We start from the raw sequence: 13155 nt of genomic DNA on the forward strand, positions 1-13155 counted from the left end.
GTGACGCAACAGCGCCGGAGCGACTTCGGTAACGATCGTGCATTGACGCCGAGGACCCGCCGCCTCCCGGAGGAGGGGGCGGGCCATGAGGAAGCCGCTCCGCGGCTGCTCGACCAGCAGGGGTGCGCCCCTGCAGGGGTCAGACGAGGGCGCCGCCCGCGGCGACGAGCCGGCCGCGGTGCAGCACCAGGCGGTCCGGGTCGCGGTCCATCACGGCGGCGGTGGGAGTGTCGCCCCGCAGGACGACGAGCTCGGAGGGGTCGCCCACCGCGAGTCCCGGGCGGTCGGCGACGGAGGCGAGCCGGTGCAGCCCGCCGTCGATGACCGACGCGCCGCCCCAGGTCGCGACCGCGAGCGCGTGCTCGATGTCGATGTCGTTGTCGAAGCCCTGGCCGTGGGACAGGAGGAACGCCCGCTCGAGCATGTCGCCGTTGCCCCACGGGGACCAGTAGTCGCGCTGGCCGTCCATGCCGAGGCCGACGCGCACCCCGGCGGCGAGGAGGTCGAGCAGGGGGAGCTCGGCGCCGTGGCCGGGCGCGATCGTCGTCAGCGCCACATCGAGCGACGCGAGTGTCTCGATGGCGGCGGCCACTCCCCGGGCGGGTGACGACAGGGCGAACGCGTGCGAGATCGAGACTCTGCCCTGGAGTCCGTGTGCGCGGATCCGCTCGGCGATCAGGTCCATCGAGAAGAGCCCGAGGGAGCCGCGCTCGTGCAGGTGGATGTCGAGTCCGACGTCGTGCTTCTCCGCGAGGGCGAAGACGGCGTCGAGGTGGCGGACCGGGTCGCGGTCGATCTCGCACGGGTCGATGCCGCCGATCAGGTCGCCGCCGAGGGAGAGGGCCTCGTCGAGCAGCTCGACCACTCCGGGCTCGACGAAGACGCCGACCTGGGGGAAGACCACGATCTCGACGTCGCTGCGGTCGCGGTGCGCCTCGCGGGCGGCGAGCACGCCCTCGAACTTCTCGAGCCCGGAGTCGGCGTCCACCTGGGCGTGGCTGCGGACCCGGGTCGCCCCCTTCTCGATCATCGTCCGGAGGGTCGCGGTCGCGCGGTCGGCGACCGGCGCCTCGGCGCTGCGCCAGTGCGCGCGGTCGTTCATGATCCGGCCCCAGCGTCCCTCCTCGCCGGTGCGCGGCCGGAAGGGCAGGCCGAGCCGCGTCGAGTCGAGGTGCACGTGCACGTCGGAGAAGGAGGGGATCAGGATCCCGTCACGCCCCTCGATCACCGCGTCGACCTCGCCGGGTGCCCCCTCGCCGACCGCGGTGATCGCGACGATCCCGGTCTCGTCGACGACGACGTCGCGTGCCTCGCCGCCCCAGGGGCGGACGTCGCGGAGGAGCGTGGAGTGCGGCATGGGCGGAGCCTTTCGGATGCGAGGAGTGGTGGTCACGGGTCAGTCGGCGAACGTCACGTCGCTCAGCACGTACTCGCCGTCGGCGCGGGGCGTCCAGTCGAGGCCGGGGGCGACCGCGTAGTCGGCGTCCGGGGTGAACAGTGGTGCGATGAAGGCGTTGTCGATGTTGGTCTGCGCGATCTCGCCGAACACCGCGGTGCGCTCGTCGCCGGTCACGGTCCGCTGCTCCTCGACCAGGGCGGCGAGCTCGGGCGACTTCGCGTAGTCGTTCTGGCCGCCGGCGAAGAGGTTCGTGGCCGGCATGTCGCCGTCCATCGTCGACGGCGCCCAGGTGTTGAGATAGAGCCCCTCGACCGAGACGGTGCCGTAGATGATGTTCGACAGGCTCGCCTGGTCGGTGCCCTTCAGCTCGACCGTCATGCCCGCCGCCTCGAGGTAGCCGCCGATCGCCTGGGCGATCTCGGACGACAGGGGGATGCGCCCCTCCGTCGCGTACTGGAGAGGGATGGTCTCGCCCGAGTAGCCGGCCTCGGCGAGCAGCGCCTTCGCGGCGTCGGGGTCGTACTCGGTGGCGTCGAGGTCGGCGTAGCCCGCCACGTCCGGCGCCACGATCTGGTCGTTCGGGACCGCGCGGCCGCTGAGGACGCCGTCGACCAGGGACTGCTTGTCGATGGCCAGCCCGATCGCCTGGCGGATGCGGGGGTCGGCGAGCACTCCGGTGCTCGAGTTCATCCCGAGGAAGGTGACGCCGTTCGCCGTGCGCGAGGCGACGTCGACACCGCTCCCGCTCAGCGAGTCGACCTGGTTGGGCGAGATGAGGGCGATGTCGAGGCTTCCCGACGAGACGCCGTTCAGCCGTGCGTCGGAGTCGCCGACGGTCTGGAAGGTGACCTTCTCGACCTCGGGCTCCTCGCCCCAGTAGTCGGGGTTCCGCTCGATGACGTACTCGACGCCGCGGGTGTAGCTGACGAAGCGGAACGGCCCGCTGCCGACGGGAGCGGCGGCGAAGCCCTCGGAGCCGAGCTCGGTGTAGACCGATTCGGGCACGATCGAGATCGCGGTGGTGATCGAGGGCCACGGCGAGAACGGGGCGTTCAGGGTGAAGACGACGGTGGTGTCGTCGGTCGCCTCGACCGACTGGAGGACGCCCATGTAGCCGAGGTTGTCGGAGTCCGGCGAGGCCAGGATCGTGCTGTACGTGAACGCCACGTCGCCGGCCGTGACCGGGTCGCCGTTCGAGAACGTCGCGTCGTCGCGGAGCGTGAACGTCCACGTCGTGAGGTCCTCGCTCGGCGTCCACTCGGTGGCGAGTGAGGGCTCGATCGCCCCGTCCGCATCGAGCTTCGTCAGCTGGTCGAAGACGTTGTAGTAGTAGTTGTAGCCCGCGAGCGACCCGTCCATGATCGGGTCGGGCGCGCTCTCCGGCTCGGCCACCTGGCCGATGACGAGGTCGCGGTCGGCCGAGGCGCTCGAGGCTCCCGAGCAGCCGGTGAGAGCGGCGATCGCGAGGGCGATCGTCGTGAGGGCGAGGGTCGAGGTGGCGCGGTTCCGGGTCATGAGCGGTGGGTTCCTTCGCTGAGGGTGGAGACTGGCTGAGGGGAGGCGGCCGGCGCGTTCGGCCGCTGCCGGGGATCGGAGAGAGGGATGGAGTCGAGGAGCGAGCGCGTGTAGGGGTGCGCGGGGGCGCCGAACACCTGATCGCGGGTGCCGACCTCGACGAACTCGCCGCGGTTCATCACCGCGACCCGATCGGAGAGGTAGCGCACCACGGCCAGGTCGTGCGCGATGAAGAGGTAGGAGAGCCCGCGGGCGGCCTGCAGGTCCTTGAGCAGGTTGATGACCTGCGCCTGCACCGACACGTCCAGGGCGGAGACGGGCTCGTCGAGCACCAGCACGTCGGGCTCGAGCGCCAGAGCACGGGCGATGCCGATCCGCTGGCGCTGTCCGCCCGAGAACTGGCCGGGACGCCGCTCCAGCGCGTCGGTCCCGAGGCCGACGTCGTCGAGGAGCGAGACCACGCGGTCGCGGGAGTAGCGGCCGGCGATGCGCAGCGGCTCCGCCACGATCTCGTGCGCCGTCAGCCTCGGGTTCAGGGCCGAGTACGGATCCTGGAACACCAGCTGCATCCGGTTCTGCACGCTCCGGCGCTCGCGGCTGGAGAGGGTGTCGAGCCGGCGCCCGAGCACCTCGATCGAGCCGCTCGCCACCGGGTTCAGGCCGAAGACCGTGCGGACGAGGGTCGACTTGCCGCAGCCGGACTCGCCGACCAGCCCCAGGGTCTCGCCGCGCGCGAGCTCGAACGACACGCCCTTGACGGCCTCGATCACGCGGCGCGAGCGCAGGCCCGTGCGCTGGGTGAACCGCACGTGCAGGTCGTCGACCTTCAGCACGGCGTCCTTCAGTGCCGGGGCGCTCACGCGGTCACCTCCGCGGCGAAGCGCGGGGTCTGCTGCGCGTAGTGGCAGGCGGCCCAGCGGTCGCGGCCGAGGTCCTCGAGCAGCGGCTCGAGCTGTGTGCAGAGCTCGGATTTCGCGGGCAGCTCGCAGCGCGGAGCGAAAGGGCAGCCGCGGGGGCGGTTCTGCGGCGACGGCGGCGAGCCCGGGATCGCGTAGACCCGATCGCCGGAGTCGCGCTCGGCCGAGAGCAGGCTGCCGAGCAGCCCCGCCGTGTACGGGTGCGCGGGCCGGCCGAAGACGTCCCAGACCGAGCCCCGCTCGACCACGCGACCGGAGTAGAGGATGCAGACCGCATCGGCGACCTCGGCCACGAGGCCGAGATCGTGCGTGATGAGCACCATCGCCGCGTCGGTCTTCGCCCGCACGGTGCCGAGGACGGTCATGATCTGCGCCTGGATCGTCACGTCCAGCGCGGTCGTCGGCTCGTCGGCGATGAGCACCGAGGGCTCGTTCGCCATCGCCATCGCGATGACGGCGCGCTGCCGCATGCCTCCCGACCACTGGTGCGGGTACTGGCGAGCGCGCTGCTCCGGCTCGGGGACCCCGACATCGGTCAGCAGTCCCGTCACGCGGCGGCGCACCTCGGCGCGCCCGAGCGCGCGGTCGTGCACCCGGAGGGCCCGCCCGATCTGACCGCCCACCCGCTTGACCGGGTTGAGCGCCGTCATCGGGTCCTGGAAGATCATCGCGAGCTCGCTGCCGCGCAGACCCCGCAGCTCGGGCTCCGGCATCCCGAGGACGTCGCGGCCGCGGTAGTGCACGGTGCCGTCGAGCACTTCCAGGCCCTCGGGCAGCAGGCCGAGCACGGCGAGCATCGTGACGCTCTTGCCCGAGCCCGACTCGCCCACGAGGCAGAGCACCTCCCGCTCGTGCAGGGTGAAGGAGACGCGGTCGACGAGGACGACGGTGTCGCCGTGCTCGTCGGTGTAGCCGACGCTGAGGCTCCGGACGTCGAGGAGGACCGCACGGTCCTCGGGGGAGGCGGTGGTGGTCATCGGAGGCTCCGCTTCACGGATCGTCGTGACGTGCGTCGGACAGTGGTGGCCGAGCCCTCGGCGGTGAAGCGCTGGCTCAGCAGGTTGGTGCCGGCGACCGTGAGGAAGATCGCGACGCCGGGGATGATCGCGAGGTGCGGCGCCTGGCGGACGTAGTCCTGGCCCTCGCTGATCATCAGGCCCCAGCTCGGTGTCGGCGCCTGCACGCCGAGACCGAGGAAGTCGAAGGAGGAGGTCAGCAGCATGACCGCGCCGATGTCGCTGGAGGCGAGGATCATCATCTGCACCGCGACGTTCGGCACGATGTGCCGCCGCACGGTCCACAGCCCGCCCGCTCCCTGCAGGCGCGGTGCGAGCACGAAGTCGCGGTCGCGCAGCGCCATCGCGGTGCTCCGGGCGACCCTCGCGTATCCGACCCAATAGGTGGCGGCGAGCACCGTGATCATCAGCCAGACGCTCGGGCCGAGCGAGGCGGCGAGGGCGATCAGCACCAGGATCACGGGCATCGCGAGCTGGATGTCGGCGAGCCCCATCAGCACGTTGTCGGTCCTGCCGCCGACGTAGCCCGACCAGGTGCCGACGGCCATGCCGACGAGGCTGTTGACGACCACGATCAGCAGGACGATCCCGAGGGTGACCCGGCCGGCGAGCGCGAGCCGACTGGCCTCGTCCCGCCCGAGCGCGTCCGTGCCCAGCCAGTGCTCGGCGAACGCGCCCGGCGCGGCGAGGACGCTCGAGAGGTCCTGCGCGAACGGGTCGTAGCCCGGCAGCAGCGGATACACGAGCGAGAAGAGGACGATCGAGCCGACCATCGCCGCCCCGAGGACCTGCAGCGCGGGAACGCGGCGACCGCGGGCGAAGGCCGTGGTGATGCCGGCGCGCAGGGCGCCGGTGCGGATGATCTCGGTGGTGGTCATGCGAGCCTCACTCGGGGATCGATGAGCCCGGAGACGACGTCGACGAGCAGGTTGGCGAGGATGAACAGCAGGGCGACGACGATCAGACCCGACTGGACGACCGGGAAGTCGCGGGAGTAGACCGCGCCGAGCATCAGCTGCCCCATCCCGGGCCAGGCGAAGACGTTCTCGACGATCACCAGGCCGCCGAGGAACGAGCCGAGGCTGATGCCGGCGACCGTGAGCACGGGGAGGAACGCGTTCGGGAGCAGCTCGCCGACGACCACGCGGAAGCGGTTCTCGCCCCGGGCGAAGGCGGTGCGGGCGTAGTCCTGCGTCGACTGCTCGGTCAGCGCGTTGTCGAGCAGGCGCGTGTAGAGCACGAACTGACCCGTCGCGATGGTGAGCGCCGGCATGATGATCGCCAGCGGATCCCGGTTGCCGAGCGAGGGCAGCAGGCCCAGCCAGACCGACAGCACCAGCACCAGCAGCAGGCCGAAGAAGAAGTCGGGGATCGCCTGGCGGGTCGAGCCGAGGCCGAGCGAGAGGGCGCGGAGCCCGCGGGAGCGGGTGAGCTGGATGACGACTCCGGCGACCAGTGCGAGCGCCAGCCCGAGCAGCAGGCCGACCGCGCCGAGCGAGAGCGATGCGGGCAGCCGCTCGAGCACCAGCTGCATCGACGAGACGCCCGCCTGACGGTAGGAGTCGCCGAAGTCGCCGGTGAGGAGCCCGCCGAGGTAGCGGAGGTACTGCTGCCAGAGCGGCAGGTCGAAGCCGAGGCGCTGGTTCAGGTCGGCGATCTGCTCGGGTGTCGCGTTCTCGGTGAGCAGGAGCGCCGCGGGGCTGCCGCTGAGGCGGCCCAGGCCGAACGCGATCGTGACGACGGCGAAGATCGTCGCGAGACCCTGGGCGAGTCGTCTGACGAGGTAGGGGCCCATCGCGCCGCCTCCGTTCGAGTGGGTGTCCGTGGTGCTGTCGGTATACAGAATCGCGCCTTCTCTGTTTCGTGCGCGTCTCCGGAGGTTTCCGGGGTGTAAACACTTTTGCGCCGATTGGTATCCTTCTGACCTCCGAAACGCCTCTAAAAGCCGGTATTTGGTGCGTTGCCACTCGTTCTGGATACCAAAATGACGACGCCTGCGATAGACCACGATGATGCGGTCGGGCGGTCAGTGCATACAGAATGAGCGCAGGAGGATCACATGTCGACACGCATCATCACGTCGGAGGAGTGCGAGGCGCTCACCGAGTGGCCCGGTCTGATCGCCGCACTCGCCGACGCCCACCGGGCGCTCGCCAGTGGCGGCGCGGTGCAGCCCGTCCCCGAGGCCCTGCGGATCCCGGGGGACGCCAGCGCCGACGGCCCCGCCGCCGTCCCGATGGTCGCCTTCGCGCCGTACCTCGGTCTCGCCTCGGTGAAGCTGCTGATCGACGCCCCGCGCAACCGCGCGAGCGGGCTGCCGCCGCAGCGCTCGACGGTCTCGCTCTACTCCGCCGACACCGCGGAGTGCCTGGCACTGATCGACGGCCGCGCGCTGACGCGCCTGCGGACGGCGGCGGTCTCGGCGCTCGCGACCTCGGCCCTGGCCCGTCCCGACTCCCGGATCCTCACCCTGGTCGGCGCCGGTCCGCTCGCCCGCGAGCACGCGCTCGCCCTCGGCTCGGTGCTCGAGCTCGACGAGGTGCGGGTCTGGTCGCCGTCGGGCTCCAGCGCCACGGCGCTCGCCGCGGAGCTCGTCGCGAACGGCGTGTCGGCGACGGCTCCCGAGGGTCTGGCGGATGCGGTGCGCGGCTCCGACGTCGTGTGCACGCTGACGCCGTCGGTCGAGCCGCTGCTCGACGCGGCCTGGCTCACCGATGGCGTGCATGTCAACGCGGTCGGGTCGCCGCCTCGACACGGCTACCGCGAGCTCGGCGCCGACGTCTTCGCGCGGGCGGACCGGGTCGTGGTCGACACCCGCGGGATCGCCTTCTCCGAGTCGGACAACGTGCGCCGCTCCGGTCTCCGGCCCGCCGACGTGGCGGAGCTGGGGGAGGTGCTGACCGGCCGGACCGGGGGCCGCTCGTCGCGCGACGATGTGACCGTCTTCAACAGTGTCGGCATCGGCCTGCAGGATCTGGCTGCGGGCGCCCACGTGCTCGCCCTGGCTGAGCGCGCGGCCCTCGGTGTCGAGGTCGAGACGCGGGCCGTCCGGTGACGGTCGCGCCGCCGACCCGGTTGAATAGGGGGAGCCGAGCGAAGGAGGCCCGCGTGACCGGCATCGCCCCCGAGGAGTCGCTGACGGCGCAGACCTATCGCACGCTCCGCCGCGAGATCATCCTGGGCCGGTATCCGCAGGGGTCGCGGCTGGTCGAGTCGACGCTGGCGAGCGAGCTGAAGGTGTCGCGGCTGCCGATCCGCGAGGCGGTGCCGCAGCTCGAGAACGAGGGCTTCGTGCGCACCCTGCCGCGGCGCAGCTCGCGCGTCACGGAGTGGACCACCGCCGATGTCACGGAGCTGTTCGACGTGCGCCTGAGCCTGGAGACGCTCGCCGCCCGCCTGGCCGCCCGGCGCGTCGCAGAGGGCGTGTCACCCGAGCCGCTGCACGAGGCCATCGCAGCCGAGCACCGGGCGCTCGACAGCGAGGACTGGCTGCTCGTCGCCGAGACCAGCACGATCGTGCACGAGGCGATCGTCGACATCGCCGGCAGCGCACTGCTCGGCTCGCTGATGCGGGCGGTCAGCGGGCGGATGACGTGGCTGTTCTATCTGACCTCCGCGCGCGACCAGCACCAGCAGTCCGACGAGCACCAGGGACTGCTCGAGGCGATCCTCTCCGGGAACGACCGTCTCGCCGAGTCGATCGCCTTCACCCACATCGAGAAGGGCCGTGCCCCGTCGCTGAAGCTGCTCGCCGGCTAGCCCGCCGCGCAACTCCCTGAGGGTGCCCGCTTCATGCTGATCGAGTAGCCCGCGTGCGGGCGTATCGAGATGCACCGTGTGCAGAGGGTGGGGTCTCGATACGCCGCTGCGCGGCTACTCGACCAGCAAGGGTTCGCTACGCGCTGGGCATCGCGCGACGGCGCAGGAGCAGCGCACCGCCGCCGAGCAGGAGCGCGAGCGCCCCGAGCGGCAGCAGCGACAGGTCGACGCCGGTGGCGGCGAGGTCGCCATCGGGCCCGGCGACGGGCGCGGGCTCGTGCGGCGCGGGCCCACCCGGCGCGGGCTCCCCGGGAGCGGGGATCACGGGCGGCGCGGTCTCGGTCGGCATCGGCACGGGCGTGCCGGTCGGCGCGGGCGTCGGCGTCGGCGTCGGCGTCGGCACCGGCTCCGTCCCCTCCTGCGCGAGCACCGGCACGGTCGACCAGTCGATGTCGCTCGCCAGCCCGTAGGACGTGTACGACGGCTGGTTGTACGCGGTCTGCTGGCGCGCGACCTCGACCCGGTACTGCGGGTCGTGCATCAGCGTGGTCAGCTTGCGGTCGGTGACCTCGGTGCTCGAGTAGATCCGGATCGCGCTCGAGTCCGCGGTCGGCAGCAGCAGCTCCTCGCGCCAGTCGCCGAGCACGTCCGCCACCAGGGACGGGTTGCCCTTCGTGCCGTTGTTCGTCACGGTGCCCTCGGCCGAGAGCAGCACCGAGCCGTCACCGGTGACGATCGTCGGAGTGACGGGCGTCGCGTCCTGCATCGTCGTGCTGGCCACGATCTGCGTGGTCATGTCCGCGGCCCAGCGGATGCTCTGGTTGGTGCCGGGCTGCTCCGCGGGGTCCCCGCCGGTGAGCGGCTCGCCGCTCGCCGAGAGCTTCCCGATCGCCCAGACCTCCTGGCCGGGGACCTCGGGGTCGACGTCGCCGATCATGCCGCGTCCGGTGTCCTTGCCGGAGTAGGCGCCGAAGAGCACCGCACCGGTGCCGGCGTCGCGCAGCGCGTAGCCGTAGGGCGCGCCGACTCCGCCCTCGTGCACGGTGAAGATCTCGAGCCCGGGGTTCGCCGGGTCGATGTCGGTGACGTGCATCGCGTCGCCGTGGCCGAGCTTGGCCTCGGTGCCGGGCGCGCTGCTGCCCTCGGGCAGGGTGTCGTAGGAGCTGTAGAGCAGGCTGCCGTCGTCGTCGAGGGTGGCGGAGCCGTAGACGATCTCCTGGCGTCCGTCGCCGTCGACGTCCGCTGCGCTGAGCGAGTGGAAGCCCTGCGTGGTGAGCGTCGCCCACTCCGGGCTGGTGCCCTCGCGGCCGTGCGGGGTGTCGTTGAAGGGGTTGGTCAGCGGGACGTGGCCGCTGTCGGCGACCCAGCGCTGCGAGAGCGAGGTGCCGTCCCAGTCGTAGGCGACGACGACCGCGCGGGTGTAGTAGCCGCGGGCGAAGACGGCGGACTGCGTCTCGCCGTCGAAGGAGGCGACGCCCGCGAGGAAGCGGTCGTTGCGGTTGCCCGGCTCGATCCGGGAGTAGGCGTAGTCGCCCCAGAGCAGGCCGTCGTCGCCGCGGGCCGGCTCGTAGGCGACGGTCTGCAGCTCCTCGCCGGACTCGCCGTCGAAGACCGTGAGGTACTCGGGGCCGCTCAGGATGAAGCCCTCGAAGGTCGTCAGGTCGTTGCGGTCGCTGCGGCTCGGCGCGTAGACGTCGATGAAGTAGTCGGCGAGCTCCGTCGCCCCGGCGCGGTCGAGCGGGTAGGCGTGCGTCGGCGCGATGCCGAACGCCTCCTCGAGCGTCGCGGGCCACTGGCCGCTCGTCACCTCCTCGCGGGTGCCCCAGCCCTCGAACACCTCGATGAGGTGCTCGCGGTAGCCGGCGGCGGAGAGGCGGTAGTCGTCCTGGGGAGTGACGCCGGCGGCGACGTCCTCGGGGAGGAGGGTGATCGACTCGGCGCGGGCGGGGTCGCCGCCGGGCAGGATCGTCGTGCCCGGGGCCGTCTTGGTCATGATCTCGGAGCGGCCGTCGCCGTCGAAGTCGGAGACGAGGAACTGCGTGTAGTGCGCGCCGGAGCGGATGTTCACGCCCAGGTCGATGCGGTGCAGCAGGGTGCCGTCGGCCTCGTAGGTGTCGAGGTAGGTGCTGCCGGTGTAGCCCTTCTGCGAGACGTCCTTCGCGTTCGAGGGGTACCACTTCACGACGTACTCGTAGTCGCCGTCGCCGTCCATGTCGCCGACGCTCATGTCGTTGGCGCTGTAGGTGTAGGCCTCGCCGGCCGGAGTGACGCCGTCGGCCGGCTTCTGCAGCGGCAGCGTCTCGAAGGCGTCGGCGGAGGCGGTGGCCGGTGCGCTCGGCTCGCCGGGGGCGCCGTCGACGAGCGGGACGACGCGGTACTCGTCGCCGGGCGCGCCCGCCGGGTCGTGCAGGTTGGTGCTGTCGGTGACGACCCCGACCCGCTCCGCCCCGCGGTAGACGGCGAAGTCGGCGCCGATCATCCCGGTGTCGGAGGAGTCGGTGACCTCGGTCGCGAGCAGTCGCCAGCTGACGAAGACGCCGCCGTCGGGCGAGGCGAGCGCGACGACCCCGCGGTCGAGGTCCTCCAGCTGCGCGGTGAGGACGGGGTTGGCGGGGGCGGTGCTCGACTCCGCCGCCGCAGGCGCGGCCCCGGTGAGCGCGAGCCCCGCGGCGAGCGCGGCGGCGACCGCGGTGGACGTGCGGCGTGAACGTGAATTCGGCATTGAATCCCTCGGCATCGATGGTCCGGGATGCAGGAATGCGCTTTCCCCGGTCCCGCGCCACCCTACGTGAGACGTTTCACAGGGGTCAACCACCTGCCCGGCCGACTCACCCATGTCGGTCGAGCAGTCGCGGAGCGGCGTATCGAGACCCCGGGTCACCAGCCGTCGTCGGTGGTGTCGTCGTCCGTGGTGTCGGCCGCGATCATCTCGACGATGGTGTCGACGGTGAGCCAGGGGCCGTTGCTGACCTCGCCGATCTTCTCGCGGTCCTTGAAGACGACGATGCGGTCGCTGAGGCGCACGACCTCCTCCAGCTCGGAGGAGATGTAGACGATCGAGACGCCCTCCTTGGCGAGCTGGGCGATGTGCGCCTGGATCTCGACCTTGGACGCGACGTCGATGCCGCGGGCCGGCTCGTCGAGCACCAGCAGGCGCGGGCGGGTGGCGAGCCAGCGCGCCAGGACGACCTTCTGCTGGTTGCCGCCGGAGAGGTACTTCACCGGCAGGTCGGGGTCGGCCGGCGTGATGTTCAGCGCCTCGACGTAGGTGGCGACGAGCGTGTCTGTCTCGGCCGCCGACAGCGGGTGCGCCCAGCCGCGCAGCGCCTGCAGCCCCAGCACGAGGTTCTCGCGCAGCGACAGGTCGCCGATGATGCCGTCTTCGCGGCGGTTCTCGCTCGAGTGCGCGATGCGGTGCCGCAGCCCCGACACCGGATCGACGATGTCCGCGTGCTCGCCGTCGATCAGCACTTCGCCGCTGTCCGGCCGCTCCACGCCGCTGAGCAGCGACGCCAGTTCGGTGCGCCCGGAGCCGCGGAGCCCCGCGAAGCCGACGATCTCGCCGCGGTGCAGCTCGAGGTCGGTGGGGGAGACGGCGCCCTTCCGGCCGATCCCGACCGCCCGGTAGATCGCCGGTCCGGTGGGCTGGCGACGGTGCTCGCGGCGGTCGGAGCCGATCTGCCGCAGCGCGTCGATGTCCTTGCCGATCATCTTCGCGATCAGCTCGGCGCGGTCCATCCGCCGCGCGGGGTACTCGCCCTCGGTGCAGCCGTCGCGGAGCACGGTGATGCGGTCGCTGAGCGTGAGGACCTGCTCGAGGAAGTGAGAGACGAAGACGATCGCGACGCCCTGGTCGCGCAGCCGCCGCAGCACCGTGAAGAGGCGGGCGACGTCGCCGAGGTCGAGGCTCGAGGTCGGCTCGTCGAGGATCAGCACCCGCGGCCGGTCGACCATCGCGCGGCCGATCGCGACCAGCTGCCGGATCGCGGGCGAGAGCGAGCGCAGCGGGAGGCGCGGGTCGAGGTCCTCGAGGCCCAGCTCCGCCAGCATCTCGGCCGCTCGCGCGTGGGTGCGCGACCAGGAGATGCCGAGGCGCCCGCGGATCTCGTGCCCGATCATCACGTTCTCGCCGATGCTGAGGTTGTCGGTCAGCCGCTCGTCCTGGAAGACCGCGGTGATGCCGGCGGCCTTCGCGTCGGCCGGTCCGCTGAAGCGCCGGGCGACGCCGTCGACGACGATCTCGCCGGCGTCGGGCTGGTGGATCCCGGTGAGCGTCTTGATCAGCGTGGACTTGCCCGCGCCGTTCTCGCCCATCAGCCCGTGGATCTCGCCGGGCACGAGCCGCAGCCGCGCGCCGGCCAGTGCCGGCCCGGACGAGAAGGAGACGTGGATGCCCGACATCTCGACCACGGGCTCCGGGCGTGCGGGACCGGGGCGTGCGGGAGTCGTCGTCGACTGAACTGACACGTGCCGTCCTCGGTTCGTGTGCGGAGCGGCGCCGGGGGAGCGCCGCGCCAGGGGTGCCGCCGATGATACGCCAGCGTCGACG

The 13155-nt window shown here is 71.9% G+C and carries 10 protein-coding genes; 2 read left to right on the forward strand and 8 right to left on the reverse strand.

What is annotated here, in order from left to right; translation table 11 throughout:
- Nucleotides 1-139: 139 nt before the first annotated feature.
- From GTU73_RS02800 to GTU73_RS02830, 6 genes are read right to left on the reverse strand one after another with little or no spacing between them, the layout of a single operon-like run.
- On the reverse strand, nt 140-1357 hold the full coding sequence (locus tag GTU73_RS02800; protein ID WP_160086791.1) for an amidohydrolase family protein: 1218 nt from the start codon (nt 1355-1357) through the stop codon (nt 140-142).
- Between the two features lie 39 nt (nt 1358-1396).
- The gene (locus GTU73_RS02805) at nt 1397-2914 is read right to left on the reverse strand and encodes an ABC transporter substrate-binding protein (RefSeq protein WP_160086793.1); all 1518 of its coding nucleotides are present in this window, start codon (nt 2912-2914) and stop codon (nt 1397-1399) included.
- A complete protein-coding gene (locus tag GTU73_RS19020; RefSeq protein ID WP_208543728.1) occupies nt 2911-3774 on the reverse strand; it encodes an ATP-binding cassette domain-containing protein in 864 nt (287 codons plus the stop codon). Before GTU73_RS19020 ends, GTU73_RS02805 begins: the two co-directional genes overlap by 4 nt.
- Nucleotides 3771-4808 carry an ABC transporter ATP-binding protein gene (locus GTU73_RS02820; RefSeq protein ID WP_160086795.1) on the reverse strand — a complete coding sequence of 346 codons (1038 nt, stop codon included), beginning with the start codon at nt 4806-4808 and terminating at the stop codon, nt 3771-3773. Before GTU73_RS02820 ends, GTU73_RS19020 begins: the two co-directional genes overlap by 4 nt.
- On the reverse strand, nt 4805-5725 hold the full coding sequence (locus GTU73_RS02825) for an ABC transporter permease (protein ID WP_160086797.1): 921 nt from the start codon (nt 5723-5725) through the stop codon (nt 4805-4807). Before GTU73_RS02825 ends, GTU73_RS02820 begins: the two co-directional genes overlap by 4 nt.
- Nucleotides 5722-6642, reverse strand: a complete 921-nt coding sequence (locus GTU73_RS02830; RefSeq protein WP_160086799.1) for an ABC transporter permease — start codon at nt 6640-6642, stop codon at nt 5722-5724. Before GTU73_RS02830 ends, GTU73_RS02825 begins: the two co-directional genes overlap by 4 nt.
- Before the next feature lie 264 nt (nt 6643-6906).
- On the opposite strand from GTU73_RS02830, the gene GTU73_RS02835 reads away from it, so the two are divergent.
- Nucleotides 6907-7902 (forward strand): ornithine cyclodeaminase family protein, encoded by a 996-nt coding sequence (locus GTU73_RS02835; protein WP_160086801.1) that lies wholly within the window; start codon nt 6907-6909, stop codon nt 7900-7902.
- A gap of 53 nt (nt 7903-7955) precedes the next feature.
- Nucleotides 7956-8606 carry a GntR family transcriptional regulator gene (locus GTU73_RS02840; RefSeq protein WP_160086803.1) on the forward strand — a complete coding sequence of 217 codons (651 nt, stop codon included), beginning with the start codon at nt 7956-7958 and terminating at the stop codon, nt 8604-8606.
- A gap of 136 nt (nt 8607-8742) precedes the next feature.
- Here the strand turns inward: GTU73_RS02840 and GTU73_RS02845 are convergent, their stop codons facing one another.
- Together GTU73_RS02845 and GTU73_RS02850 are read right to left on the reverse strand one after the other, a co-directional pair.
- The gene (locus GTU73_RS02845; RefSeq protein WP_160086805.1) at nt 8743-11328 is read right to left on the reverse strand and encodes a rhamnogalacturonan lyase; all 2586 of its coding nucleotides are present in this window, start codon (nt 11326-11328) and stop codon (nt 8743-8745) included.
- Between the two features lie 155 nt (nt 11329-11483).
- The gene (locus GTU73_RS02850) at nt 11484-13073 is read right to left on the reverse strand and encodes a sugar ABC transporter ATP-binding protein (RefSeq protein ID WP_347877749.1); all 1590 of its coding nucleotides are present in this window, start codon (nt 13071-13073) and stop codon (nt 11484-11486) included.
- Nucleotides 13074-13155 lie beyond the last annotated feature (82 nt).

This window comes from Rathayibacter sp. VKM Ac-2804, from assembly GCF_009866655.1.
GTDB lineage: Bacteria > Actinomycetota > Actinomycetes > Actinomycetales > Microbacteriaceae > Rathayibacter.

What these genes read in the sequence shown, in the direction of transcription:
- GTU73_RS02800 (WP_160086791.1), bottom strand. Translation starts at nt 1,357, where the DNA reads ATGCCGCACTCCACGCTCCTCCGCGACGTCCGCCCCTGGGGCGGCGAG.
- GTU73_RS02805 (WP_160086793.1), bottom strand. Translation starts at nt 2,914, where the DNA reads ATGACCCGGAACCGCGCCACCTCGACCCTCGCCCTCACGACGATCGCC.
- GTU73_RS02820 (WP_160086795.1), bottom strand. Translation starts at nt 4,808, where the DNA reads ATGACCACCACCGCCTCCCCCGAGGACCGTGCGGTCCTCCTCGACGTC.
- GTU73_RS02825 (WP_160086797.1), bottom strand. Translation starts at nt 5,725, where the DNA reads ATGACCACCACCGAGATCATCCGCACCGGCGCCCTGCGCGCCGGCATC.
- GTU73_RS02830 (WP_160086799.1), bottom strand. Translation starts at nt 6,642, where the DNA reads ATGGGCCCCTACCTCGTCAGACGACTCGCCCAGGGTCTCGCGACGATC.
- GTU73_RS02835 (WP_160086801.1), top strand. Translation starts at nt 6,907, where the DNA reads ATGTCGACACGCATCATCACGTCGGAGGAGTGCGAGGCGCTCACCGAG.
- GTU73_RS02845 (WP_160086805.1), bottom strand. Translation starts at nt 11,328, where the DNA reads ATGCCGAATTCACGTTCACGCCGCACGTCCACCGCGGTCGCCGCCGCG.